The following is a 25,018-nucleotide window of genomic DNA, read 5'->3' as shown; positions in this document are numbered from 1 at the left end:
CGCTCAACATCGCTCCGTCGGTGCCCAAAAAAATGCCCGATTTAGCTACTAGACGATACCCCGACCATATCGAACGATTCCTGTAAATCCGACCTGAAAACCGATTTGGTCCCCCCTCATTTCAACAAAATCCGCCAATCTATTAAACAGTTTTTAAATATATTACAAACCCGCCCCGTTTTGAAACATTTATTTAATAATAAGTAAAATTACAAGGCGCGATCTGTTGTTATAATAGATTCAGTTAAATAGGGGTGCCTGAATGATACCCATGCGTTAAGGGGGAGGAACAAATGGGGAAAGGGCTTACAACGAAATTAGTCAGCGTGTGCGTCGGCGGAATGCTCCTCACGTTGCCGATCAGCGCATCAGCCAATACATACTCCGATCTCGTTCAAAAGAAGCATGACGTGCAGCAACAAAAGGGCAAGGTTCAAAGCGAAATCGATCGAATCAACGCCCAACTCAAAGACTTGACCGGACAAATTTCCAAGACGCAAATTGAAATCGGCAGGATAAAGTCAGAAATCGACACGTTGAATCAAAAAATCGCCGAAACGAAAAAAAGAATGAACGACCGCCAAGAATTGTTGAAAGAGCGCGTGCGGGCGTCTTACATGAACGGCGGCGCATCGGTCAACGCGCTTGAGATCCTTATGGGTTCCAAGAACTTCGGCGACTTTTTGAACCGGGTCGTCGCGATCTATAACATCACCGATCACGATCAAGACATCATCCGGCAACAAAAAGAAGATCAACGCTTGCTCGAAAAACAGCAAGCCAAAGTCCGCAACGATCTCAAAGCGACGCAAGCCAAGCTCGCTAAGCTCAATCAACTCGTCGATCAAGCGAAAGATATACTCACCAAGAAACAGACCGTGCTCAACGGTTTGAACGGACAGGAAGACGAAATCAACGGCGATATCGCCAAACTTGCCGCCGCACGCGCGCAAGCAGCAACGGGGCATGTCCAAGCTACCCATGATGTGCAAGCCGCGCACACGACGTCGGCGCATCGCGCTTCCGGTTCCTCCTCCGCCGAGCACATCGAGACGTTGGCTTACATTCCGAAAGCCGTCGCCAACGGATCCATCGATGATATGCTGAATGCGGCTAAGTCCCTTATCGGACATACTCAATATAAATGGGGGGCGATGGATCCGGTCCACGGTCTGTTCGATTGCTCCGGATTCGTCAACTGGGCTTACCAACAAATCGGTATCAATTTAGGCGCACGTTCAACGTCTGGTCTAAAGTTTGTTGGGAACGCTGTTTCACGGAATCAATTACAACCTGGGGATTTAGTTTTCTTTGCTACTAATAATAAGCGCCCTGGTGTAATTAGTCATGTTGGTATTTATATCGGAGGTAATCGTTTTATTGGTTCACAAAGTAGCACTGGAGTAGATATTGCTAATATGGGTAGCGGATATTGGAATCATGCTTATGTAACGGCTCGCCGCGTCCTCAACTGAAATCTCGTCAAAAAAGAGCTTTCACCGATTATGGTGAAAGCTCTTTTTTGCTTTCTTATTACTTGCCTTTCTCTCCACTCGCCACCGCATGGATGTTTTCATGCTTTTTTCGGTCACGCCGTTCTTCCTGCTTCATCCTGCCCTCCCGTCGGCTCTCGCCTTCGCGGCCGCCGTTTGAGCAAACGCCTCAGCCATCGAATGATGGACTCATTCAATTAAAAAGGACACGGGATTTCGTATCCCGCGTCCTTGAGACAGCCTCTCGAATTAGCCCTCAAGCAACAGCGATTCCGGATCTTCCAGCAATTCCTTGACACGAACGAGGAAGCTGACCGCCTCTTTGCCGTCGATGATGCGGTGGTCGTAGGACAGCGCCACATACATCATCGGGCGGATTTCCATGCGCTCGCGGTCGATGGCGACGGGCCGCCATTGGATCTTATGCATGCCCAAGATGCCGACTTGCGGGCCGTTCAAGATCGGCGTCGACATGAGCGATCCGAAGACGCCGCCGTTGGTGATCGTAAAGGTGCCGCCTTGCAGATCGGCAAGCGACAATTTGTTTTCGCGCGCCTTCTTCGCCAGCCGCTCGATTTCTTTTTCGATGCCGGCAAAGCTTAACCGATCGGCATCGCGAACGACCGGAACGACGAGGCCTTCGTCGGTCGAGACGGCAATGCCGATGTCGTAATATTTCTTGACGACGATTTCGTCGCCTTGAATTTCCGCGTTCAAGAGCGGGAACTCTTTCAACGCCCCGACAACCGCTTTCGTGAAGAACGACATAAAACCGAGCCTGACGTCGTGGCGTTGGGCGAACGATTCTTTACGGCGGTTGCGGACGTCCATGATCGCCGTCATGTCGACTTCGTTGAAGGTCGTCAGCATCGCGGCCGTATGTTGCACTTCGACCAAGCGATTGGCGATCGTTTGGCGGCGGCGCGACATTTTAATGCGCTCAACCGGTTTGGCGGGGTTTTCAACCGCCGCATCTTTCGCTTGCGGCGCGGGCGCCTTCGCCGCTTTCGGGGCTGCGGCTTGGGCCGCTTGGCGTTGGACATCCTCAGGGCGAATGCGGCCGAGCGGATCGGAGGCCGTCACGGTTTTCAAATCGATGCCGAGCTCGCGCGCGAGCTTGCGGGCGGCCGGAGTCGCCACGAGACGGTCAGTTTCGGCGGCGGGAGCGTTCGCAGCCGGTTTCGGCGCTTCGGCTTGTTTCGGGGTTGCGGCTTTTTCGCCGGCGGGTTCTTCCGCTTTGGCCGCCGGTGCGTTGGCCGGTTTAGCTGCAGGGGCGGCGCCGGCCGCACTTTCATCGAGGACGGCGATCACTTCGCCGACTTCGACCGTTTCGCCTTCCCCTTTTTTGATTTCGGTTAAAACCCCTTCATCTTCGGCGGAAATTTGCACGTTGACTTTGTCGGTTTCAAGCTCCACGATGTCGTCGCCTTTATTGACTTTGTCACCGACGTTCTTCAACCATCTCGCAATTGTTCCTTCGGTAATGGATTCGGCCAATTCCGGCACTTTAACTTCAATCACAGTGTTCCCTCCTCAGATCAGACGCGTGACATGGATCTTAAAGCCTCTTTGATAATCCGTTCTTGTTCAAGCTTGTGAACGTCGGGTTCGCCGACGGCCGGGCTTGACCGATCGGGACGGCCGATGTAGCGGACGGGGACTCCTTCCGGCGCCAGCGCGCGCAGACGCGGCTCCATAAACGTCCAAGCGCCCATATTTTTCGGCTCTTCCTGAACCCATACGATCTCTTTCAAGTTCGGGAAGCGCCCGAGCACGGCGCGGATTTCCTCTTCCGGGAACGGATATAATTGCTCCACTCGCACAATATGAATGGTATTGAGCGCCTCGTTCTCGGGCTCCGCCTCAATGGCCGCGGCGAGGTCGATGGCGATTTTGCCGCTGGCAAGCACCAGGCGTTCGACGCTTTCAGGCTTCGTGCCGAGTCCCGGCTGTTCGAGAACCAAATGGAAACGGTCATTCGTAAACGCTTCGGCGGGAGAAGCGACCGCCTGATGGCGCAACAGGCTTTTCGGCGTCATCAAAACGAGCGGGCGCACGCGGTCGGTTCCGAGCATGGCGGCCTGCCGCCGCAAAATGTGGAAATATTGGGCCGAGCTTGTCAGATTGGCGACGGTCCAGTTGTTTTCAGCCGCAAGTTGCAAATACCGTTCCAAACGCGCGCTCGAGTGTTCGGCGCCTTGCCCTTCATACCCGTGCGGAAGCAGCATGACCAAACCGGATTTTTGTCCCCACTTGGCGCGGCCGGCGGAAATGAATTGATCAAAAATTGGTTGGGCGACGTTGGCGAAATCGCCGTATTGCGCTTCCCAAAGCACAAGCGTCTCCGGCGCGAACACATTGTATCCGTATTCGAAACCGAGGACAGCGGTCTCCGTCAGCGGGCTGTTGTGGATGGCAAACGACGCGTTCGCCTGCGGCAGCCCGTGCAGGGGCGAATACGTTTCGCCGGTCGCTTCGTCGTGAAGGACGAGATGGCGGTGGGCAAACGTTCCGCGTTCAGCGTCTTGTCCGGTCAAACGAATCGGCGTGCCGTCCTGCAAGATGGTGGCGAAAGCCAGCGCCTCCGCATGGCCCCAATCGACTTTACCGCCTTCATCCAGGGCATTGGCGCGGCGCATCAATATTTTTTCGAGCTTGCGGTAAACGTGGAAACCGTCCGGCCATTTCAGGAGATCGGCGTTGATCGCCTTAAGATTGTCGAGCGGAACGGAGGTGTCCACGTCGGGCCATTTTCCGCGCACCGCTTGCGGCAAGTCTTTTTCTTCAATTTTTCCGTTGTTGTTCGCTCTGATCTCGTCATAAATCGCCTGAAGTTTGTTTTGCACTTCTTTTTCGAGACGATCAACTTCTTCGGCCGTCACCACGCCTTCGGATTCGAGCTTTTCCGCGTAAAGGACACGAACGCGTTTATGATTGCTGATTCGTTCATACAGCTTCGGCTGCGTGACCGCGGGATCGTCCATTTCGTTATGGCCGAGCCGGCGATAACCGATCAGGTCGATGAGAAAATCTTTTTTAAAGCGTTTGCGATATTCGTAAGCAAAGTGCATGGCGGCCAAGCAGGCCTCCGGATCGTCCGCATTGACGTGGATGACGGGGATTTCAAATCCTTTGGCCAAATCGCTCGAATAGCGCGTCGAACGCCCGTCATCGCTCTCCGTCGTAAAGCCGATCAGGTTGTTTGCGATGATGTGAATGGTGCCGCCGGTTTGATAGCCGCGCAGACGGCTTAAATTCAAAGTTTCCGCGACGACGCCTTCACCCGGGAAAGCCGCGTCCCCATGGACGAGGATGGCGAACGCCTTGTTTTGATCCTGTTCCGGATAACCCCGCCGGCTGCGGTCATCTTGGGCGGCTCGGGTGTATCCTTCCACCACGGGATCGACCACTTCAAGGTGGCTCGGGTTATTGGCGAGCGTCAGCCGGGCGACGACGGCTTCGCCTTCTTTGATCGCGTATTTGCCGCCTAAATGATATTTGACATCGCCGGTCCAGCCTTCATTGATATATGCCGCGGCATCCGAGGCCGGATGGCTTTTTTGCGGCGCGTGGGCAAATTCGGCAATGATCAATTCGAGCGGTTTTTTCAAGACGTGGGCGAGCACGTTCAAACGCCCGCGGTGGGCCATGCCGATGATGACGTTTTTCGCGCCGTCGTGAACGCCTTCGCGGATGATTTCATTCAGCATCGGGACGAGCACGTCCACCCCTTCGATGGAGAAGCGCTTCTGTCCGACGAACGTGCGGTGCAAAAAGGTTTCAAAGCCTTCAACGTCCGTCAGCTCTTTGAGCAATGCCTTGCGCTTTTCCGCCGTCATGGCCGGTTTGAAGGCCCCGGATTCCGCCATTTCATATAACCAGCGGATTTCTTCCGCGTCGTGGACGTGGCTGAAATCATAAGCAATTGTCTGGGTGTAAATTTCTTTCAACCGTCGGATGGCTTCCCACCCGTCGCGCACATCGGCGGGCGCTCCCTTCCAAACCAAGCGGGCCGGTATAGCTCTCAGGTCCGCTTCCGTCAATCCGTAGTTCGACGGTTCAAGCATGCGCGTGTCCGCATCGTGCCCGTTGACGGGATAAAGGTCAGCGGCCAAATGTCCGTAAGCTCGGATATTATCGGCGAATTTGACCGCAGCGACGATCTTTTCAAGATCTACACCGCTTTCAATATTTGGTGCAGCCGTCCCTGAAGCAGACGGCGGCGCGCCCCATTGATCGAACAGCTGTTTGAGCTCGGGATCGATCGAATCGGGGTCGGCGAGATAGCGTTCATACTGTTCTTGAACATAGCCGAGGTTTGGCCCGTAAAGCTGTTGCCATGGCGATTCATGACCGTTTCTGTCCGTTGCCATGCGTGACACTCCTAACCTGTTTTGTAATGGCACTTTAGAACCCATTGTTTTAAAGAGTTTGGTCCGCACGGGTAGCGGTTCACGGGCTATGTGCCCGATCCGTAAGCGTCATCCATGCCACCGGTCCTCATTCTCCCCTTTTCCGATCTTGTTAAATGTTAAAAATGTTTTTCCCTAGCCATTTTAGTACAAAAAATCGGGATTCTTCAAGTAACAGACGGTTCGGACTTTTTTTGCGAAATGAAATGGCTCACTATAACATCCTATTTATAACATAATGAATGGACAGCGCCAAGGGTGAAGGCGAACGGACGCACCCGAATCGCCCGTCCTTCCGTTGTGTATATAAAAAGGCGACAGCGAAAAGCTGTCGCCGCATCCATTGACGGATTTTCGCACTTACTGCTTTTTCTCGTAAACTTCGAGCGCCTGGCGCATCTTGCGGTAAAAAAATGCGGAAATGCCCAAAAGCAGCAAACTTCCCAAAAAGGTTTCCATGGTCTGAACTTGCGTCTTGTCTTCGAAGGGCAGCGCTGAACCGAGAAACAGATAAGCGCTCAGAAACAAGAAGATCAAACTGAAGCGCTGGTAATCGACAATATCGGCTTTTAATTTGTGCAACGGTTTGTCGCGCATGATCTCCCCTCCCCGTTCCACTTTAACACGGATGGGGACAGGCGCGAACCTGTAATTCTTGGCAAGCACAAGAGCGTCTTGCTTCCCGGTTGTCCGCGCGCCGTCACTCGGGCGACGGAAATCAACGAAACGCTGCTGTCCAAAGGCGCGAATCAGAGGATCCATTCGCATCCGGATGCCGCGACGGCGCGGGATCGGGGCGTTCTATGGCTGATCCCATAGCGTGGCGCGACCCGCCGCGGCGGGCAAAAACGCGAAATGAAGTCCGTTGCGGTGCCAACCGTTGACCGTGTCCGGCGTTTTCTTACCCATTCAACGCCTGCTCGAGGTCGGCGATGAGATCGTCCCGATCTTCCACGCCGATGGAAAGGCGAATCAAGCCGTCGGTAATGCCGAGCGCTTCGCGGCGATCGCGGGGAATCGACGCATGGGTCATCTTCGCCGGAATGGAGATCAAACTTTCCACCGCCCCGAGGCTTTCGGCAAGGGTAAAGTACTTGACCCGGGCGAGCACTTTGTCTGCCGCTTCGCCGCTTCCGACGTCGAAAGAAATCATGCCGCCAAACCCCGCCGCTTGGCGCTTGGCGATGTCATGCCCCGGATGCGTCGACAGACCGGGATAATACACCTTCTTGACCTTCGGATGTCCGTTCAAATATTCGGCGATGGCGCGGGCGTTCGCTTCGTGCGCTTCCATGCGCAGCGCAAGCGTACGGATGCCGCGGATCAAGAGATAAGCATCCTGCGGGCCGAGCACCGCCCCCGCGGAATTTTGAATGAAATGCAAGCGTTCGGCCAATTCCTTGGTCTTGACAACGGCCAAACCGGCGACGACATCGCTGTGGCCGCTGATGTACTTCGTCGCGCTGTGGATCACGATGTCCGCGCCGAGGTCAAGCGGCTGCTGCCAGTACGGCGTGCTGAACGTGTTGTCGACGATGAACAACAGTTGGTGTTCGCGGGCGATCGCGCTCATGGCGCGAAGATCGGTGATCTTCAACAAAGGATTGGTGGGCGTTTCCACATAGATCGCCCGGGTGTTGGAGCGGATGGACCGCTTCACATTGTCCGGATCGCTCGTGTCGACGAACGTGGCTTCCAAACCGAGGCGATTGAGCACCTTTGTCATGACCCGGAAGGTGCCGCCGTAGACATCATCCGTCAAAACGACGTGATCGCCGGCATTAAACAGCATCATGACGGAAGTGATCGCCGCCATGCCGGAGGCGAACGCAAACCCCGCCTCGCCGTTTTCAAGATCTTTGATCAGTTCTTCGAGCGCGGCGCGCGTCGGGTTTTTCGTCCGGGAATATTCATAACCGCGATGAACGCCGGCCGCATCCTGTTCATAAGTGCTTGTCTGATAGATCGGCACGGTGACGGCGCCGGTGGTCGCGTCCCCCGTGATTCCCGCATGAATGACTTTCGTCTTCGGCTTCATGCCTTTAAATGCCTCCTTCAAAGATTTTTTTGCTGATGTAGCGGTCGGATGAATCCGGGAAAACCGTCACGATGATCGCACCGGGTTCGGCGACCTCCGCTTCCTTAAGGGCGGCAGCAAACGCGGCGCCGGAAGAGCTGCCGACGAGTAGCCCTTCCCGTCTCGCCAATTCCCGGACCATGCGAAACGCATCGTCATCCGGTATGGTATGGATGGCGTCGAAGTAGCGGCGATCCATAAACGGCGGCAAAAATTCCATGCCGATGCCTTCCGTCCGATGCGATCCCGGCGAGCCGCCGTTTAAAATCGAGCCTTCGGGTTCGACAATGACCGTCTTGATCCGCGGATTTTGTTCTTTCAAAAATTCCGCCGTCCCCATAAAGGTGCCGCCGGAACCGGCGCCGGCGACGAACACGCTGACTTTTCCGTCCGTTTGTTCCCAAATTTCCGGACCAAGGGTTTTATAATATGTTTTCGGGTTGGCGGGATTTTCAAACTGCCCCGGCATGTAGGCGCCCGGTATCTCCTGAACGAGGGCTTTCGCTTTCCGGATCGCGCCTTCCATGCCTTCCTCCGTCGGCGTATGAACGATTTGAGCGCCGAGCGCTTTCATGATTTCCTGTTTTTCGATGCTGAACTTCTCAGGAACGCAAAAAATGACCTTAATATTTTTTCCAAGGGCGGCCAGCGCCAGACCGATGCCGGTATTGCCGGCCGTCGGCTCCACGATCGTCCCGCCTTCGGAGAGCTTTCCGCTCTCTAAAGCTTCACGGACGAGTTCTTGCCCGAGCCGGTCTTTGACGCTCCCGCCGGGGTTGTAAAATTCCAGTTTGGCGAAGAGGCGAACGCCCTCGGGAAGCGGGAAGCGCGTGATTTCGACAAGCGGCGTCCGGCCGATCAGTTCATGGACATTGCGGTAGTATTCCATCGCCATCCCTTCACTCCGCAAAGATTTGGTGCCATTCGCCTCTTGCGGCCAGCATTTTTTCCGCCAGCGCTTTGGCGCCCTCGAGGTCATGGCTTTCGGCCCGGCCGCATTGAACGGGATTGGCGGCGGGCACTTCCGTCGCATTCAGGACGTCGTTCAGCGTTTGCTCAATGGCGCGAAGAACGTCATCATAGCTTTCATTATTGAAGACGGACAGGTAAAAGCCGGTCTGGCACCCCATCGGGCTGAGGTCGATGACGTTCTCCAAATGATTGCGGATGTTTTCCGCCATGAGATGTTCAAGGGAATGGAGCGCAGGCATGTCCATATGCTCTTTATTCGGTTGGCAAAAGCGGATGTCGTATTTGTAGATTTTGTCACCGTGCGCCCCTTCGATGACGTCGACGAGGCGAACGTAAGGCGCTTTGACCTTCGTATGGTCCAGATTGAAGCTTTCAACGTTCATTTTTTCCGCCATGTTCCTTCATCTCCTCAATCATAGATATGATCAGCTCCGCGGAATGTTTCGCGGCGGTATGCAAAAATTGGTCGAACAGGACATCGGCATGTTTGCCGGCGATATCCGACAGCGACCGGATGATGACGAACGGCGTCCCGAATTGGTAACACACTTGGGCAACGGCCGCCGCTTCCATTTCTCCGGCTTTCAACTCGGGAAATTTGGACTTGACGAACCGGACGCGCCCTTCGTCGGCCATGAAGGAATCGCCGGTGGCGATCAGCCCTTTTACCACGTTCCGCGCGCCGAGCCGCTTCGCCGCCGCTCTTTCGGCGACGCCGACCAAATAAGGGTCGGCGGTAAACGCCGCCGGCATGTTCGGTACTTGGCCGTATTCATAATCGAACGCCGTCACATCCACGTCATGATGGCGCACTTCCGTAGAGATGACGACATCCCCGACTTCAAGCGATTGGTCAAAACCGCCGGCCGACCCCGTGTTGATGACAAAATCGGGCCGGTAGCGCTCGATCAGAATCGTCGTCGCGAGCGCCGCGTTCACTTTTCCGATCCCCGATTTTAAAAGCACGACGTCCACGTCGTTGATTCGCCCTGAAAAAATCTGGGTTTGCGCCACCCGATCGCTTTGTAAGTTTTCCATGCTGCTTTTCAGCAGTTCAATTTCTTCATCCATGGCTCCGATGAGGCCGATTTTCATGAATTTGCCTCCCTATCCGTTCTTTTTTCTTTTTTCGGCTTCCGTCAGCCAAACGTAGCGATTGAGCGGCGTAAATTGAACGGTAAAGCCGTTTTTCGCATACAGATCGGCCAACGTCGCTTTCAGCGGATAATACTCGGTCTCCAGATCGTGCAGCAACCGGGAGTACCCCTGTTGTTTCACCCGATCTAAAATGTTCCGCTTTTCGCTTTCATTCTCGAAGAGCGTATCCGCAAAAATAATCTTACCACCTTCGGGGAGCCATTGACCATACAAGGCGATCGCGCGGTCTTTTTCTTCATCGGTCAAGTGATGGAACGCATAAGAGCTGACGATCGTGTCCACGCGGCGATCCAGAAGCGGAAAGTTCAAAAAATCCCCTTCATACAATTCCAAATGGGGAAATTTGTGTTTGGCCTTCCCTCGCATGCGCGCGGACGGTTCGATGCCGTACACCTTTAGATTTCGTTTCAGCAAATGCTTCGTCAAGTTTCCGGTGCCGACGCCGAATTCAACGACCGTCCCTTCGGCGCGCCGGGCCACTTCCTCAAGAATGCGATCGTAGTTTTCGAAAACCTCTTTGTATTCTTCATCGTCTCCCTTCACGGTGAGATCGTAAGTATCCGCCCACTCATCAAACATCTCGATAAACTCACGCCCCATAAGGCGCCTCCTCTCCAGCGACGCTAATGCTTAGTATTCTTATAGGAATAATATTTCAATGACACCCTAACGGTACCACATTAAAGTTTTCTTTGCCAAGCAGAAGGGCTTTTCCTCACCTTTCGTTCGGTAAAGCAAGGCGTCGCCGCCGCGAACGGATTTCGCAACGGCGGGCGGAGGGCACCTTGCGGTTGTCGGCGCTGGGATGAACGCTTGCAGGACTATCGCATCGCTGATGGATAGACAGGACTGCACATCATCGTCCCGCTTTGGCGAATCGCTGCGGCCGCAAGAAAATGACAAGACAAAAAAATCCCCCGGTGCGGGGGACGTTTTATTGGATGGTGACGCTGATCGGCTTCCAGCCTTTGCCCGTCACCCATTGCAACAAGACGACATATTTTTTCTCCGGATTTTCTTTGGAGCTGATCACACCTCTTGATTTGTCCGGCGACCCGCCGTTTTCGAGCCGCCATAAAATGTAATCGTCTTCGCTCAAACCGGTGGCGTACAGCAAAGCCTTCACCCGTTCGTTCCAATCGACGGAACCTTTGATGTAGTCGGTATGGTGCGGCTCTTTTTGAACCGTGCCGATCGGATGCCAAGGGCCTTGCGGGCCGCCTCCCTCCATATTATAGGCGCCGTCGTTGGAGGCACCCTCATCGCCGCCGGACGCCTGGTCGCCGTCAGAAGAACCCGACCCGACGCTCCCCGAAGCGTTGCCGGCTTGATCCCCTTGATCATCCTGGTGTTTTTTGTCGTGAGTATTTCCGCTTTGATCGCTCGACGATTTATTTTGAACGTTCGTTGATGCCGAATCGGAAGCCTTCTGTTCCGCCGGGGCATGCAAGACGGATACGAAAAGATATCCGCCTACGGCCAAGATGCAAGCGATCACCGCGGTGATCGCCCAGTTGAGGAAGCGATTCAACCGTTCCTCTTTTTTTCTTATCGAACGAGAAGGACGGAAATCGTTACGGTTTGGCAAAACAACTCCCCCTTCGAACTTCTCTATACTAAGATTGTATCATCTTCATATCATTCGTAGTAGCAAAGTTTATCCTGTCCGATCGTCAAAATTTTCCCCGCCGGCGCGCGTCATCTTGTGATTCCGAATGGCCGAAAGCCGGCGCAAAAAAGTGCGGGGTCATAAATTGGCGAAGACGCCCGCGGATTGAAGCTTTTAGCGCCCGCCGTGATCGTATTGATAGAGGTCATTGACGAGCCGTTCGTAGGCTTCATAGATTTTCGCGCTTTGGCCATCGCCTTGCAAATCGACGACGATCATCGCGTATTTCGGCCGATCCGCGGGAAAGTAACCGGCAAACCATTGATTCGTGCGGGTGCTGCCGGTTTCGGCCGTCCCCGATTTGCCGGCGATCGGATATTTGGCGTCCGCCAGGCGATGCCCCGTGCCTTTGGAATCCTTGACGACCCCTCTGAGCAGCGCTTGCAGGCGCATCGCAGTATACGGCTCGATCGTCTCACCCGTCATTTTTTGATGGGGAAACGTGGCCACAGAGACGCCCGGCATCTTGTGATAATCGACCGCCGTGGCCGCCCGCACTTGCCATTTTTCCCCGCCGCGGGCAATGGTGGCCATCATGTTGGCGACGGAGAGGGGGGTGAGTTTAACGTTGCGCTGGCCGATCGCGGTTTGCGCGATCGCTTTCGGATCTTGGCGTTCGCTCTCGTTCAACCAAATGGTGTTTTTGCCTTCATCGGGAAAGTGTTTAAACGATTTCAGGCGATAGACATCGCCCGTCCAACCGACGGGTTCGGTCAATCCGAGCTTGGCGGCATAGCGGTCAAGCACCTTCGGATCGGTCTCCATCATCTGCGTGCTGAGCGTGGCGAACGTGTAGTTACAACTTTGATAAAAACTTTCCTCAAAGTTCAGCGTACCGAGCGTTCGGTCGCTGCGGCCCGTGCCGTACGGATTTTGATCGCAGTTAAAATGCTCCGTCGGGCTTACAATGTTTTTTTCGATCGCGGCCGCGGCCGTCACGATTTTGAACACCGAACCCGGAAAGGCGGGCGCGAGCATCAAGTTCTCCTGCTTAAACGGATGTTTCAGATCCATTTCCGGCCGGCTCGCCATCGCGAGCAAATCGCTCGTGTTCGCATCAAGAATGACGACCCCGCCTTTTGTGATGCCCGCGGCCGCCATCTCCCGCTCCGCCATTTCTTGAATGTTCCGATCGAGCGTCGTCACCACTTTTAACGGATAAACGTCGCTTTCGCTCTCCCCGCTGATTTTGACGCCGCCGCCGAACAGGGGCGCGCCGCCCGCCGCCGTATGATACAGAAGTTTGCTTTCACGGGTGCTCAACAAAAACGGGTCGAACGCCTTTTCCAATCCGATGATGCCGACTTTGGCGGTCGGATCAAGCCCGCCGTTTCGCAGCAGGTCCGGATATTTCGCGCGCACGATCTCCGGATTTTCACCGACGGCACCGACCACAAAAGAGGCCGACCGCGCAGGCCGATAGCGAATGGTCAGCACTTGAACACCGGGGACGTTGAGCCGGTTAATCGCCGCCTTCTGCGCCGCGCTGATAGTTAATTCGTCCCGCTTGAAGGCAAAGGGTTTATCGGCGCTTTTAACGGCGGAAAGCAGCGACGACCGGGGAACGTTTAAAATCGCGGCGACGGTGTCCGCCGGCCAGCTCGCGTTTTTTAAAAACGGAAACAAAATGAGGGCGTTTTTTTTCTTTCACATTCAGAATCTCGCCGTTGCGGTCGGCGATCACGCCGCGGCCGTCGTCCACGATAAAAGCGGTCGTCCGCTGTTCAATGCTCTTGTCGATGAGATTGATTTTTTCATTCGAAAAGCTTTCGGTGTCAAAAAGTTGGATTTGCGCGAGACGAACGATGAGCATTGCCGCCGTGCACAATAAAGCCGCACCGACCACGGCGATCCGCCTTTTGATCATCGCGATCACCCCATCTCCATTGTTGACCGTTGGAGCGATCGCCAAACCGGCCGGGCCGAAAAATAAACGCAGCTCCCAAACAAGGCGATCGAAGCTTGATCCCATAGAAAAACCGCGGCTGAAACCGCGGTTTTATCGAGAGACCATTATTGCACTTTGAGTATTTTCACGCGCAGCTCCCCGCCCGGCGTCGGGACGACGACTTCGTCGCCGACCGATTTGCCGATCAAGCTTTTCGCCATGGGGGAATCGTTGGAAATTTTCCCTTCAAACGGATCGGACTCGGCGCTGCCGACGATGGTATACGTTTCTTCTTCACCGTCCGGCAGCTCTTTAAAGGTGACGGACTTGCCGATATTGACCACATTCGGATTGGAGGCGTCTTCTTCGATGATGATGGCGTTGCGGATCATTTGTTCGATCTGTTGAATGCGCGATTCGACAAACGCCTGTTCATCCTTCGCCGCGTCATATTCCGAGTTTTCCGAGAGGTCGCCATAGCTGCGGGCGATTTTGATGCGCTCGACGACTTGTTTGCGCCTTTCCGTTTTGAGGTATTCCAATTCTTGTTCCAATTTTTGTTTACCTTCGGCGGTCATGTAATGTTTTTTTTCCTCAGCCATACCCTAACACTCCCTTGTCTTCGAATAGCGTTGAACGGTCCCAACCATGAGACCGTTTTCGTTTCATCTTTTCAATTCGATTGGACGACTTGCGGCTCGGATCCGCCTAAAATCGCGCGAATTTTGGTCACCAACAAATCGATGGCCACGGAGTTTTGCCCGCCTTCCGGAATGATGATATCGGCATACCTCTTGGTCGGTTCGATGAATTGGTTGTGCATCGGCCGGACGACGGAAAGATATTGTTCGATAACGGAATCCATCGAACGCCCGCGCTCATGCGTATCCCGCATGAGACGGCGAATGATGCGCAGGTCGGAATCGGTATCGACATAGACTTTAATATCCATCAGATCACGCAGCCGGTGATCTTCCAAAATAAGGATGCCTTCCAAAATGATGACATCTTTCGGTTGTATAGGAATTATTTTATCAGATCTTGTATGGACTGTATAGTCATACACCGGTTTATTGATCGGTTCGAACCGGAGAAGCTTGTTCAAGTGCTCGAGCAATAAATCCCAATCAAAGGCGAACGGATGGTCGTAATTCGTTTTCAGCCGTTCTTCCATTGACTTATGATCTTGGGCTTTATAATATGCATCCTGTTCGATCACCGCGATGGATTGGTCCGGAAAATGCCGGCAGATCTCCCTGGCCACGGTCGTCTTGCCGGAACCCGAACCGCCGGCCACCCCAATGATGATCGGTTTTTTCTTCATGCTTAAAAAATCCTTTCTATTTGGTTGCTTTGTTTATTTGCGAATGCTGATGGACACGCCGTCCCCGACCGACAAAAACATGGTATCAAAGCCCGGTTGCCGGGCGAGCCAGCGGTTAAACGCGTCCATTTTGGCGGCGAGCCGCCGAATCCGCTTCGGCGCCGCTTCCGGGTTCAACACATGGCGGCGGAACAGCACATTGTCGCAAAACACGACGCCGCCCCGGACGAGACCGGCCGCGTAGGTCGTAAAAAATTCCTTGTAATGGCCTTTACCGGCATCGATGACGATGAAATCATACGGGCCATGGACGCGGACGGCTTCGACGGCCTCCAGCGCATCGCCTTCAATCACCTCGACCGCGTCCTGCAGGTTAAAGCGCGCCACGTTGTCGCGCGCACGACCGGCGAGGATGGGATCGCGTTCCACGGTGACCACCCTCGCGCCACGGCCAGAGGCAAGCGCCATTTGGATGGCGGAATAACCGATGGCGGTCCCGATCTCCAGAATCGTGTTCGGCCGCTTCATGCGGATGCACAAAAGGAGAACGGCGAGCGCTTCGGGCTGCATGATCGGAATCCCTTCCGCCCGGGCTTCCTCCGCAAGCGCCTGCAACCCGCTCGCCTCCCCGCCGTTTAATCGCGTGAGATAACGATTTAAACTTTCCTCTTCCAAGAAGCCATCCTTCCCTCCGAACCAAGGTGGGCACCGATGCAACGGGACCGCGTTAAAAGAAGAGGGCGACCCGCCCGGTCACTCCTCTTTCAATTTTGCCCATTCCTTTTTATATTTTTTTATGTTCGCCTGATGTTCTTTGAGCGTCTTGGCATAGAGAATCTCCCCGTTCGGACGGGCGTAGAAGTAGAGATAGTCGGACGGGGTCGGATGAAGGACGGCCCTTAGCGACGCTTCGCCGGGATTGTCGATCGGCCCGACCGGGAGATTTTTGTGCAAATAGGTATTATATGGCGAAGATTGACCCGTGTCTTTGAACGTGACGTGGGCTTTTCTTTTTCCGACGGCATAAAGCGCGGTCATGTCGCTTTGGAGCGGCATGCCTTTTTTCAACCGGTTGTAAAAGACGCCGGCGATCAGCCTGCGATCGGTGTCGTTTTTTGCCTCAGCTTCGACGAGCGACGCCATCGTCAACACTTTGTGGACGGAACCCAATCGGCTGTTTGCGATGTCATCCTGATATTTGCCCAGCACCGCCTGGGTCTTGTCCAACATCTGTTTAATGATTTCATCGATGCTCGGATTTTTCTTTGTAAATCGATACGTCGCCGGGAACAAATATCCTTCCAGCGGATATTTGATCTGTTTATCGAGAATAACGTCGTTTAAAAACGGGTAATCCTTCATGAAATGGGTTTTAATATAAGCGCGGTCCTTCATCACATTCAAGATTTCATCCTTGGAGTATTTCGTCTTCGCCGCGATCCGCGCGGCAATGTCTTCCACCCAAAGCCCTTCAGGAATGGTGAGCGTCAATCCGGCGCCGGCATAGGTTCGGCCGGATTCGATCGCCTTGATGATTTGATCGATCGACATCGAAGGCGAAAGCCGATAGACGCCCGCTTTAAAATCATGTTCATTCTTATACTTGCAATAAAAACGAAAAACGGTCGCGTTGCGGATAATGCCTTTATCCTTTAAAATCCTCCCGATCTCAGCAGCGGACGACCCGGTCGGGATCGTGACGACCTTTTGTTGTTTGCTGTCGGCATTAAGCGGTTTTAGCGCGCGCTGAACGTAGTAAGTGGCAAACAATCCGCCCGCGACGATCAGGACAAGAACCGCGCTCACCACAACGGCGGCGATGCGCCTGACGAGCCGGGCCTCTTCGCTCTGTTCCATCCATTGGTTCCACCGATCATTCGTTTGTGACAATGGCGACGCTCCTTTCAATTTCCCACGATCATTATACTATAAGACGCCGCTCTGTCGATATATGCGCTGAAATGTCGGATCAGCATCTGCTTCTTATAAGAGCGGATTGGGAAAAAGAAGCCGGCGCCATCGCCCCTTTAAGCTCGTCCCCTGCATTCGACCACAAAAAGGCGGCTTCCCTAAGGAAAAGCCGCCGGATTGACGGGGGGAGAAATCAGATGTCTTCCGTGGTAAACGTGTTCAGCATCTCTTCAACCATATCCCATTCCGCATCGGTTTCGATGGGATATAAGCTGAACTCGCCATCGGTTTCTTCATAACGGAAACCAAACACTTCTTCATATTCGTCATCGTCGTCCTCGGGGGCTTCGACAGGCTTCACCACCATGTAGGAGCGTCCGGTTTGCTCAACGTCAAACGTAAAGAGGATGTCGAAAAGGTGTTCCTCGCCGTTTTCATCCGGGATGATGATGCGTTCTTGTTCTTCATGTGTCATTGCGGCGCCACTCCGTTTCTCATTTGATCTAAATAATTTTGTAAAATCAACACGGCCGCCATCTTGTCGATGACTTTTTTTCGCTTGCCGCGGCTGACGTCGGCATCGATGAGCATGCGTTCCACCGCCATGGTCGTCAACCGTTCATCGGACAATTCAACGGGCAACCCGAAGCGCTTTTTCAATTGATCGGCAAACGCGGCGCTTTCCCGGCCGCGTTCGCCGACCGAACCGTTCATGTTTTTGGGCAAACCGACAACGAGACGCTCCACGCCGTACTGTTTGATCAACGCTTCCAGCCGTTGAAAAAGCTCGTGTTTCTTATGTTGCTCGTAACGGATCGTTTCAATGCCTTGCGCCGTGAGTCCCAGCGCATCGCTGACCGCCACGCCGACGGTTTTCGATCCGTAATCCAATCCCATGATTCTCATGGCCGGAAATCCCCGTGCTTCATCTGCCGAATCCATCCTTGCAATGTTTTTCAAGGTATGTGGTGACAAGCTCTTCTATGATTTCGTCGCGCTCAATCTTTCTGATCAAATTGCGCGCGTCTTGGTGGCGGGGAATGTAGGCCGGATCGCCCGAAAGCAAATAGCCGACGATTTGGTTGATCGGATTGTAGCCTTTGTCTTGCAGCGCTTGATATACCCTTAACAAGACGTCCTTGATGTCTTGGCGATCCGGATCATCGTGGAAATTGAACTTCATCGTCTTGTCCATTGCAGGTCTCCCCTCGCAACATGAAATGTCTCTTGATACGCCCGGCCGTCGGGTATCGCCCCGCACGCGGTTGAACGTCCGTCACGCTTTTTCTTTAACCCATTCTGTCACAAAAGCCAACGCCTTGTCGAGCCCTTTGGGATCTTTGCCCCCCGCCTGGGCCATGTCGGGCCGACCGCCTCCGCCGCCGCCGCAAAGCTTGGCGACCTCTTTCACCAATTGACCGGCGTGAAAGCCCTTCTCGACCAGATCCTTCGTCACACCGCAAATGATGTTCACTTTACCGGACTCTGCGGATGCTAATACCATAATACCCGATTCGAGCGTATTTTTTAACCGGTCAACCATCGCGCGCAGCCCGTTCATGTCCACTCCTTCCGCTTTTTCCGCGAGAACAGGCACGCCGGATACCACGCGGACGCGTTTTTTTCAGTTCATCGATTTGCGCATTTCCTAATTTCGCCGTAAGCGAAGCATTTTCCTTTTCCAATTCGCGAATTTGTGCGCGCAGCGCTTCGATGCGATCCGGGATGCCGTCCAAGTTCGTCTTCAGCGATTCGGCGAGCGCGCGCATTTCTTTCAGGCGCTGATTGAGCAATTGGAAGGCGTGTTTGCCCGTGACCGCTTCGATGCGGCGCGTGCCCGCCCCGATGCCGGATTCCGACACGATTTTGAAGAGGCCGATTTCGGCTGTATTGCGCACATGGCAGCCTCCGCAAAGCTCCAAGCTGTAGTCGCCGATTTTAACGACGCGGACGATCTCGCCGTATTTTTCGCCGAACAGCGCCATCGCGCCCATGGCTTTCGCTTCCTTAAGGCCCATTTGCATGGTCGTCACGGGCAAGGACGCCCAAATTTTTTCGTTGACGATCGCTTCGATCCGCTCCAGCTCCTCGTCGGTGACTTTCGCGTAATGCGAAAAGTCGAAGCGCAGGCGATCCGGAGCGACAAGCGAGCCCGCTTGGTTGACGTGTTGGCCGAGAACATCTTTTAAAGCCTGATGGAGCAAATGGGTCGCCGAATGGTTTTTCTCCGTATCGGCGCGGCGGTCGCGGTCGATTTTCGCCGTAAAGGCGTCGCCCGTCCGCACTTCGCCGCGTTGGACGACGGCGGTATGCAGGTGTTGTCCGTTCGGCGCTTTTTGCACGTCTTTAATGCGGAGCTCGGCGGTTTCGTTCTCCAGCGTGCCGATATCGGCAATCTGTCCGCCGCTTTCCGCGTAAAACGGGGTTTGATCGAGCATGATTTTGATCTCTTCCCCGGCACGGGCGGTGTCAATCCGTTCGTTCTCCTTGATGATGACGGTGATTTTCACATCGGCCTCATGTTGTTCGTAACCGATGAACCGGCTTTCTTCCTTGATTTCGCGCAGCGTGTTGTTTTGCACCTGCATGGAATCGACGTCTTGGCGCGCGCTTCTCGCCCGCTCCCTTTGCGCCTCCAATTCTTGCTCGAAGGCGGCCATGTCGACGGACAGCCCTTCCTTCTGCGCGTATTCTTCCGTCAATTCGACCGGAAACCCGAATGTATCGTACAGCCTGAAGGCGTCGACGCCGGAAATTTGTGTTTTTCCTTCTTCTTTCGCCTTGGCGATGACTTCTTGTAAAATCGCGATGCCTTCATGCAAGGTTTCGTGGAAACGCTCTTCCTCCGAACGGATGATCTTTTGCACAAAGGCGGTGTTGTTCTTCAGGTTTTCGTAGAAATCACCCATGATCTCCGCAACGACGGGGACGAGCTCGTACATGAACGGCCGGTTGATGCCGATTTCCATCGCAAAACGGACCGCGCGACGGATCAAGCGGCGCAGAACATAACCGCGCCCTTCGTTCGAAGGCAGCGCGCCATCGGAAATCGCAAAAGTGACGGCGCGAACGTGGTCGGCGATCACCTTAAAAGCGGTGTCCGCTTCGGCGTCGTTTCCGTAGCGGCGCCCGGAGATGGTCTCGATTTTTTCGATGATCGGCAGGAACAGATCGGTGTCGAAATTGGTTTTGCCGTTTTGAAGAATGGAGCACATCCGCTCAAGTCCCATGCCGGTATCGATGTTTTTCTTCGGCAGCGGGGTATAGCTGCCGTCCGGATTGTGGTTGTATTGGGAGAACACGAGATTCCACACTTCAAGATAACGCTCGTTTTCCCCGCCGGGATACAGCTCCGGATCGTTCGGATCGTCCCCGAATTCCGGGCCGCGGTCGTAAAAGATTTCCGAGTTCGGCCCGCACGGCCCTTCGCCGATGTCCCAGAAATTTTCCTTCAGACGAACAATCCGCTCATCCGGTATCCCGATTTCTTTATGCCAGATCTCGTAGGCTTCATCGTCTTCCGGATGGATGGTCACGGACAACCGATCCGGATCGAACCCGATCCAATCCGGGCTGGTCAGAAATTCCCACGCCCAGTGGATCGCTTCCCTCTTGAAATAATCCCCGACCGAAAAGTTGCCGAGCATCTCAAAAAAGGTGTGGTGGCGGGCCGTATAACCGACGTTTTCTATGTCGTTCGTCCGGATCGCCTTCTGGGCGTTCACGATTCTTGGATTGTCCGGAACGACGCGGCCGTCAAAATACTTTTTCAGCGTGGCGACGCCGCTGTTGATCCAAAGGAGAGACGGGTCGTCCACCGGAATGAGCGATGCGCTCGGCTCCACCTTATGCCCTTTTTGTTTGAAAAAATCCAGAAACATGTTTCTGACGTCTTTTGAACTGAGCGTTTTCATTGGCATTCCCTCCCGAACATAATGAAGGATTTAAGAGGATTGCTTGTTGAAAATAAAAAACCCCCGTCCATTCAGGGACGAGAGGCTGTTCTCACGCGGTACCACCCTGGTTATAAGCCTGTCGGCCGAAGGCGGACAAGGCTTATCACCTCGTTAGCGATAACGGCGCAATACCGGCAGGGATTAGCTGCACTCCGGAGTGGCTTCCGCAGATGTCGCACGTGGGTTTTCTTCCAGCCTCGGAAAACCCTCTCTGGCCTCGCGACCATCCGGCGGTTCGCTCCATCATCGTTTTCATTTTTCATGCCGTCATTATAGATGAGAGGGTTCACGGTTGTCAATTTTTTTCTTGTAATAATGCCAAAAATGTCGAACGAATACGCGAAGCGTGACGAAAACGGGCACGGAAAGCAGCATGCCGACCACGCCCGCGACGTCTCCTCCGATGACGAGCGAAAGCATGATGACGATCGGATGGATGTGCACGCTCTTTCCGACGATGAGCGGGCTGATGACGTTGCCTTCAAGAAATTGGAGAACGGCGATGAGCAAAACGACGAAAATCGCCTGTTTGACGGAAACCGTCACGGCGATGAACACCGCCGGCACGGCGCCGAGGAGCGGTCCGAAATACGGAATGATATCCGTGATGCCGATAAACGAGCCGAGAAGAATGGCATAAGGAATGCCCAACAGCCATAAACCGACGGCAGCCACGCCCCCGAGGACGCAACAGACTAAAAGTTGCCCGCGGATGTAGCTGCCGAGCGACAGGTCGACGTCCCGAATCAGTGCGCGCGCCGGCTCCCGCCACCTCTGCGGCGTCAAGCGAACGAGCCATGCCTTGATCCGTTCATAATCCTTCAAGAGATAGAAGACGATAAAAGGAATGAGCAGGATCGTAAAAGCGGAACGAAACAGCCATTGGATCGTTTCGACGATCTTGCGGACGATGCGGTTCAATCCCGCTTCCAAAGAGGCGACGAGCCGGTCGAAATGGTCATGAACCGTTTCCGGCCAGTCCGACGTCGCGTAATAAAAGCGATTGACGTGATCGCGGTACATTTCCGACAATTCCGGCGCCTGCTTGGCAAAGCTTTTGAGTTCCTTGATGAAGATCGGCGTCCCTTTTATGCCGGCGTAAATGACCGTGCCGAAAAACAATATATAAATAATGGCGATCGCGGGCAACCGCGCGATTCCCTGGCGGTGCAGCCCCTCGACCAAAGGGTGCAGAAGATAGGCGATAAAAACCGCGATGAGAAACGGGGCGAGCACTTTGAGAAGATAGCCGAGCGCATGGCCGACATAAGGAAACAATTTCAGCGCAATCCAACAGTTCAAAAACAAGAGAAGGAGTATCGCCAGGATCTTAAGCCACGGGAGCGCCGTCCATTTGGTCATAATCAATCCCTCCGCCCTTATCTTGCGACAAATTCGGCCGCTTCAATCACGGCGGAAGGCGGCGGGTAATCGAATCGCCCGGAAGGCGGCGCGTTAAGCCGTTCCGGGCGATTCGATGCGGAGTTCGCTTTCTTCGAACAAATCGTTGAGGTCCGTCAGCGTACCGTCTTCTTCAATCTGGGCGAGCGAGATTTTCCCTTTGGAAAGGGACAGTTCAACGAAGCAGTCCCAACAATAATATTGATTGACGCCGATCTTCCCAAGATTTTTTCCTTTGCAATTCGGGCAGTTCATCGTTTTCACCTCAGATCCCATCCTGTCCAATCCATCTGGGATTCATACCACGCTTTACCGCTCATTCATGATCTGCCCGAAAAAACAGGGATCATGGCCGTCAAGGGCTCACGAGGACGGAAAGTTCGGCGCAACGTACGGAAACGCCTCGTCCTCGAACGCGGCCGCCTCATCGTCGTCCGGAAAAGCTTCGCCATCCGGAAACGCGAAATCAGATGATGGAGACGCCAAGCGATCGGCGAGCTTGTCCTTTAGCCGCGAATAGCGGCGGTCGACGCCGGCCTGGCCGACGGCATAAGCGAATGCGGACGGATCGCCGCAAAGAATTAAATACGCCTTGCTGCGCGTGACGGCGGTATAAATCAAGTTGCGCCGCAACATGCGGTGATACCCCTTGACGACGGGGAGAACGACGATCGGAAATTCGCTCCCTTGCGATTTATGGATGGAACAACAGTAAGCCAACGTCAATTGATTCAAATCGCGTTTTAAGTATCTCACTTCATGGCCGTCAAACGACACGACGAGCTGATCTTCTTTTTCCACGGTTTCCTTCGCCCGAAAGACCGCGACGACCTCGCCGATGTCACCGTTAAACACGTTCTCTTCCGGATTGTTGACGAGCTGAAGGACTTTATCACCGACCCGGAACGTTTTGTCGCCGTATTCGAGCGCCCGTTTTTGGTCATCGGGCGGGTTAAACAAATTTTGCAGCGCCGCGTTGAGGGCATCGACCCCCGCGTTGCCTTTGTAAATCGGGGCGAGCACCTGGATGTCGCGCACGGTATACCCTTTTTTTAAGGCGTTTTGGCAGACTTGCATGACGGCATCGACGATCTGCGCTTGTTTGCATTCAAAGAAGCGGCGGTCTTCCTTCGGCTCGCACAGGTCATCCGGCACGACGCCGTTTTTAATGCTGTGGGCGAGCTCGACGATCGAGGAGCCTTGGGCCTGACGATAAATGTCGGTCAAACGGATCGTCGGGATGGCGCCCGATTGCAAGAGATCGTTCAGCACCTGGCCGGGGCCGACCGACGGCAATTGGTCTTCATCGCCGACGATGACGACCTGCGTCGGCAAGGCGAGCGATTTAAACAATTGATTGGCGAGCCAAATGTCGACCATGGACATTTCATCGATGATGACAAGGCGCGCGGAAATCGGATGGTCTTCATCATGTTCGAAACCGCCCTGGGCGCCGCGCCATCCCAGCAATCGGTGAATCGTCGTCGCCGGCAGCCCGGTCGACTCGTTCATCCGCTTGGCGGCCCTTCCCGTCGGCGCACAGAGCGCGATCGGAAACGGGCGGTCATCGTCGTAGTCCTTGGGATTGAGCGACAGCCCGTTCAATTCCGCATACACCTCGACGATGCCTTTAATGACCGTCGTCTTGCCCGTGCCCGGTCCGCCGGTCAAAATCATGAGCGGTGAAGTCAGGGCGGCACGGATCGCCTCTTTTTGCGACGGCGCGTACTGGATGCCGAGGCGCTCTTCGAGGGAGCCAAGGGCTTCTAAAAATTCGCTTTCGGAAAACGACCGCTCAAAATCTTTTTGTTCAGACAGCTTTTTAATGCTCGTGACCAGCCCTTTTTCCGCATAGTAGAGAGACGGCAAATAAACCGCCCCATCGTCGACGACGAGTTTTCCTTCTTCTTCGAGATATTCAATCTCCCGGATGATGGCGGCTTCGTCGACCGTTCCTTCTTTCGTCGACAACAACCGCCCCGCCCCGTCCAACGTTTCCTCAAGAGGCATATAGACGTGGCCGTCGTTCATCGCCCGTTCGTTCAGCCAAAACAATACGCCGGCTTGAATCCGCTCAGGGCTATCCGCCGCAAGCCCCAGCATTTTCCCGAGTTCATCGGCGCGATGAAACCCGATGCCCTCAACGTCATGGACGAGGCGGTACGGGTTTTCGTTGATGATGTCGATCGCTTGGTTTTTGTAAACCTGATAAATTTTCATCGACAATTGCGGGCCGAAGCCGTAGTCGGAAAGCGCGATCATGACTTTTTCCAAACCCTGATGTTCGATGAGCGTCTCGTAGATTTGATCCGCTTTTTCCTTTGACAACTTTGGGACGTCATTCAGCGCGTTGCGATCGTTCAAGATCTTGGAAATCGCCGCCTCGCCGAGGGCCTCGACAATCGCTTCGGCGGTTTTCTTTCCGATGCCCGGAAAGAGATCACCGGACAAGTACTGGACGATGCCGGCTTTGGATTGCGGGAGAAGCTTGCGAAACTGATCGGCTTCGAATTGTTTGCCGTAGCGCGGATGCAGTTTGACCTGTCCGAAAAATTGATAGCTTTCGTGCAGATGGATGACGGGAAAATATCCGCAGACGATGATGTCTTTTTCGTCAATGTTTTCGTTCGTTTCCTCGATCTTCACCCGCAATACCGTATAGGCGTTGTCGTCATTGTGAAAGATGATGCGCTCCGGGATCCCTTTGATATATTTTTTTTCCTCGGCAAACAAGTCCAATGCCGATTGATCGCTCAT

General features: G+C 54.2%; 22 protein-coding genes and 1 pseudogene. 1 reads left to right on the top strand and 22 read right to left on the bottom strand.

From position 1 onward, the window contains the following. Nucleotides 1–293: 293 nt before the first annotated feature. On the top strand, nucleotides 294–1,475 hold the full coding sequence (locus tag CCB157_RS04060; protein WP_077614650.1) for a C40 family peptidase: 1,182 nt from the start codon (nucleotides 294–296) through the stop codon (nucleotides 1,473–1,475). Nucleotides 1,476–1,742: 267 nt separating this feature from the next. Here CCB157_RS04060 and odhB read toward each other — a convergent pair whose 3' ends face one another. The 22 genes and pseudogenes from odhB to recD2 all read right to left on the bottom strand — a co-directional run bounded on the left by odhB (nucleotide 1,743) and on the right by recD2 (nucleotide 25,018). Then, nucleotides 1,743–3,014, bottom strand: a complete 1,272-nt coding sequence (gene odhB / locus CCB157_RS04055; RefSeq protein WP_077614649.1) for a 2-oxoglutarate dehydrogenase complex dihydrolipoyllysine-residue succinyltransferase — start codon at nucleotides 3,012–3,014, stop codon at nucleotides 1,743–1,745. Between the two features lie 17 nt (nucleotides 3,015–3,031). Beyond that, entirely contained in the window at nucleotides 3,032–5,866 is a 2,835-nt protein-coding gene (locus CCB157_RS04050) for a 2-oxoglutarate dehydrogenase E1 component (RefSeq protein WP_077614648.1), read from the bottom strand. Between the two features lie 399 nt (nucleotides 5,867–6,265). Beyond that, the gene (locus CCB157_RS17530; protein WP_158077193.1) at nucleotides 6,266–6,502 is read right to left on the bottom strand and encodes a YrhC family protein; all 237 of its coding nucleotides are present in this window, start codon (nucleotides 6,500–6,502) and stop codon (nucleotides 6,266–6,268) included. Nucleotides 6,503–6,806: 304 nt separating this feature from the next. Next, on the bottom strand, nucleotides 6,807–7,943 hold the full coding sequence (locus CCB157_RS04040; protein WP_077614646.1) for a bifunctional cystathionine gamma-lyase/homocysteine desulfhydrase: 1,137 nt from the start codon (nucleotides 7,941–7,943) through the stop codon (nucleotides 6,807–6,809). Between the two features lie 4 nt (nucleotides 7,944–7,947). Further along, on the bottom strand, nucleotides 7,948–8,871 hold the full coding sequence (locus CCB157_RS04035) for a PLP-dependent cysteine synthase family protein (RefSeq protein WP_077614685.1): 924 nt from the start codon (nucleotides 8,869–8,871) through the stop codon (nucleotides 7,948–7,950). 10 nt (nucleotides 8,872–8,881) lie between these two features. Continuing rightward, entirely contained in the window at nucleotides 8,882–9,349 is a 468-nt protein-coding gene (locus CCB157_RS04030) for an S-ribosylhomocysteine lyase (RefSeq protein WP_077614645.1), read from the bottom strand. Next, nucleotides 9,327–10,049, bottom strand: coding sequence for a 5'-methylthioadenosine/S-adenosylhomocysteine nucleosidase (gene mtnN / locus CCB157_RS04025; RefSeq protein ID WP_077614644.1), 723 nt, complete (start codon nucleotides 10,047–10,049; stop codon nucleotides 9,327–9,329). Before mtnN ends, CCB157_RS04030 begins: the two co-directional genes overlap by 23 nt. A 12-nt stretch (nucleotides 10,050–10,061) precedes the next feature. Next, nucleotides 10,062–10,712, bottom strand: coding sequence for a class I SAM-dependent DNA methyltransferase (locus tag CCB157_RS04020; protein ID WP_077614643.1), 651 nt, complete (start codon nucleotides 10,710–10,712; stop codon nucleotides 10,062–10,064). A 334-nt stretch (nucleotides 10,713–11,046) separates the two neighbouring features. Beyond that, entirely contained in the window at nucleotides 11,047–11,700 is a 654-nt protein-coding gene (locus CCB157_RS04015) for a YrrS family protein (RefSeq protein ID WP_158077192.1), read from the bottom strand. 195 nt (nucleotides 11,701–11,895) lie between these two features. After that, on the bottom strand, nucleotides 11,896–13,407 hold the full coding sequence (locus tag CCB157_RS04010; protein ID WP_077614641.1) for a penicillin-binding transpeptidase domain-containing protein: 1,512 nt from the start codon (nucleotides 13,405–13,407) through the stop codon (nucleotides 11,896–11,898). Continuing rightward, nucleotides 13,316–13,753, bottom strand: coding sequence for a hypothetical protein (locus CCB157_RS04005; protein WP_077614640.1), 438 nt, complete (start codon nucleotides 13,751–13,753; stop codon nucleotides 13,316–13,318). Before CCB157_RS04005 ends, CCB157_RS04010 begins: the two co-directional genes overlap by 92 nt. Before the next feature lie 41 nt (nucleotides 13,754–13,794). Next, on the bottom strand, nucleotides 13,795–14,271 hold the full coding sequence (gene greA / locus CCB157_RS04000; RefSeq protein WP_077614639.1) for a transcription elongation factor GreA: 477 nt from the start codon (nucleotides 14,269–14,271) through the stop codon (nucleotides 13,795–13,797). A 71-nt stretch (nucleotides 14,272–14,342) separates the two neighbouring features. Further along, nucleotides 14,343–14,993 (bottom strand): uridine kinase, encoded by a 651-nt coding sequence (gene udk / locus CCB157_RS03995; protein ID WP_077614638.1) that lies wholly within the window; start codon nucleotides 14,991–14,993, stop codon nucleotides 14,343–14,345. A 33-nt stretch (nucleotides 14,994–15,026) separates the two neighbouring features. Further along, entirely contained in the window at nucleotides 15,027–15,668 is a 642-nt protein-coding gene (locus CCB157_RS03990) for an O-methyltransferase (RefSeq protein WP_077614637.1), read from the bottom strand. Between the two features lie 78 nt (nucleotides 15,669–15,746). Beyond that, the gene (gene mltG / locus CCB157_RS03985) at nucleotides 15,747–16,883 is read right to left on the bottom strand and encodes an endolytic transglycosylase MltG (RefSeq protein ID WP_143286916.1); all 1,137 of its coding nucleotides are present in this window, start codon (nucleotides 16,881–16,883) and stop codon (nucleotides 15,747–15,749) included. A 214-nt stretch (nucleotides 16,884–17,097) separates the two neighbouring features. Then, nucleotides 17,098–17,379: a DUF1292 domain-containing protein gene (locus tag CCB157_RS03980; RefSeq protein ID WP_077614635.1), complete on the bottom strand. Its 282-nt coding sequence runs from the start codon at nucleotides 17,377–17,379 to the stop codon at nucleotides 17,098–17,100. Further along, entirely contained in the window at nucleotides 17,376–17,810 is a 435-nt protein-coding gene (gene ruvX, locus CCB157_RS03975) for a Holliday junction resolvase RuvX (RefSeq protein ID WP_077614634.1), read from the bottom strand. The genes CCB157_RS03980 and ruvX overlap by 4 nt, the downstream gene beginning before the upstream one ends. A gap of 19 nt (nucleotides 17,811–17,829) precedes the next feature. Beyond that, nucleotides 17,830–18,099 (bottom strand): IreB family regulatory phosphoprotein, encoded by a 270-nt coding sequence (locus tag CCB157_RS03970; protein ID WP_077614633.1) that lies wholly within the window; start codon nucleotides 18,097–18,099, stop codon nucleotides 17,830–17,832. An 81-nt stretch (nucleotides 18,100–18,180) separates the two neighbouring features. After that, a pseudogene (alaS, locus tag CCB157_RS03965) lies at nucleotides 18,181–20,818 on the bottom strand (alanine--tRNA ligase). Nucleotides 20,819–21,130: 312 nt separating this feature from the next. Further along, nucleotides 21,131–22,222 (bottom strand): AI-2E family transporter, encoded by a 1,092-nt coding sequence (locus CCB157_RS03960; protein WP_077614632.1) that lies wholly within the window; start codon nucleotides 22,220–22,222, stop codon nucleotides 21,131–21,133. Nucleotides 22,223–22,315: 93 nt separating this feature from the next. Beyond that, on the bottom strand, nucleotides 22,316–22,516 hold the full coding sequence (locus tag CCB157_RS03955) for a YrzR-like zinc ribbon domain (RefSeq protein ID WP_077614684.1): 201 nt from the start codon (nucleotides 22,514–22,516) through the stop codon (nucleotides 22,316–22,318). A 108-nt stretch (nucleotides 22,517–22,624) separates the two neighbouring features. Then, a complete protein-coding gene (gene recD2, locus CCB157_RS03950; RefSeq protein WP_077614631.1) occupies nucleotides 22,625–25,018 on the bottom strand; it encodes an SF1B family DNA helicase RecD2 in 2,394 nt (797 codons plus the stop codon).

The organism is Caenibacillus caldisaponilyticus, from assembly GCF_002003465.1.
In the GTDB taxonomy this organism is placed as follows: domain Bacteria; phylum Bacillota; class Bacilli; order Bacillales; family Sporolactobacillaceae; genus Caenibacillus; species Caenibacillus caldisaponilyticus.
This window is presented reverse-complemented; position numbering and strand designations above follow the sequence as displayed.

Excerpts from the sequence above, each read along its gene's own strand:
- CCB157_RS04030 (WP_077614645.1), bottom strand. The coding sequence starts at position 9,349 with ATGGCGGAAAAAATGAACGTTGAAAGCTTCAATCTGGACCATACGAAG.
- CCB157_RS04040 (WP_077614646.1), bottom strand. The coding sequence starts at position 7,943 with ATGAAGCCGAAGACGAAAGTCATTCATGCGGGAATCACGGGGGACGCG.
- CCB157_RS03960 (WP_077614632.1), bottom strand. The coding sequence starts at position 22,222 with ATGACCAAATGGACGGCGCTCCCGTGGCTTAAGATCCTGGCGATACTC.
- CCB157_RS03970 (WP_077614633.1), bottom strand. The coding sequence starts at position 18,099 with ATGGACAAGACGATGAAGTTCAATTTCCACGATGATCCGGATCGCCAA.
- udk (WP_077614638.1), bottom strand. The coding sequence starts at position 14,993 with ATGAAGAAAAAACCGATCATCATTGGGGTGGCCGGCGGTTCGGGTTCC.
- CCB157_RS17530 (WP_158077193.1), bottom strand. The coding sequence starts at position 6,502 with ATGCGCGACAAACCGTTGCACAAATTAAAAGCCGATATTGTCGATTAC.
- CCB157_RS04050 (WP_077614648.1), bottom strand. The coding sequence starts at position 5,866 with ATGGCAACGGACAGAAACGGTCATGAATCGCCATGGCAACAGCTTTAC.
- CCB157_RS04020 (WP_077614643.1), bottom strand. The coding sequence starts at position 10,712 with ATGGGGCGTGAGTTTATCGAGATGTTTGATGAGTGGGCGGATACTTAC.
- ruvX (WP_077614634.1), bottom strand. The coding sequence starts at position 17,810 with ATGAGAATCATGGGATTGGATTACGGATCGAAAACCGTCGGCGTGGCG.
- CCB157_RS03955 (WP_077614684.1), bottom strand. The coding sequence starts at position 22,516 with ATGAACTGCCCGAATTGCAAAGGAAAAAATCTTGGGAAGATCGGCGTC.
- recD2 (WP_077614631.1), bottom strand. The coding sequence starts at position 25,018 with ATGAGCGATCAATCGGCATTGGACTTGTTTGCCGAGGAAAAAAAATAT.
- greA (WP_077614639.1), bottom strand. The coding sequence starts at position 14,271 with ATGGCTGAGGAAAAAAAACATTACATGACCGCCGAAGGTAAACAAAAA.
- CCB157_RS03980 (WP_077614635.1), bottom strand. The coding sequence starts at position 17,379 with ATGACACATGAAGAACAAGAACGCATCATCATCCCGGATGAAAACGGC.
- CCB157_RS04060 (WP_077614650.1), top strand. The coding sequence starts at position 294 with ATGGGGAAAGGGCTTACAACGAAATTAGTCAGCGTGTGCGTCGGCGGA.
- CCB157_RS04005 (WP_077614640.1), bottom strand. The coding sequence starts at position 13,753 with ATGGGATCAAGCTTCGATCGCCTTGTTTGGGAGCTGCGTTTATTTTTC.
- mtnN (WP_077614644.1), bottom strand. The coding sequence starts at position 10,049 with ATGAAAATCGGCCTCATCGGAGCCATGGATGAAGAAATTGAACTGCTG.
- CCB157_RS04035 (WP_077614685.1), bottom strand. The coding sequence starts at position 8,871 with ATGGAATACTACCGCAATGTCCATGAACTGATCGGCCGGACGCCGCTT.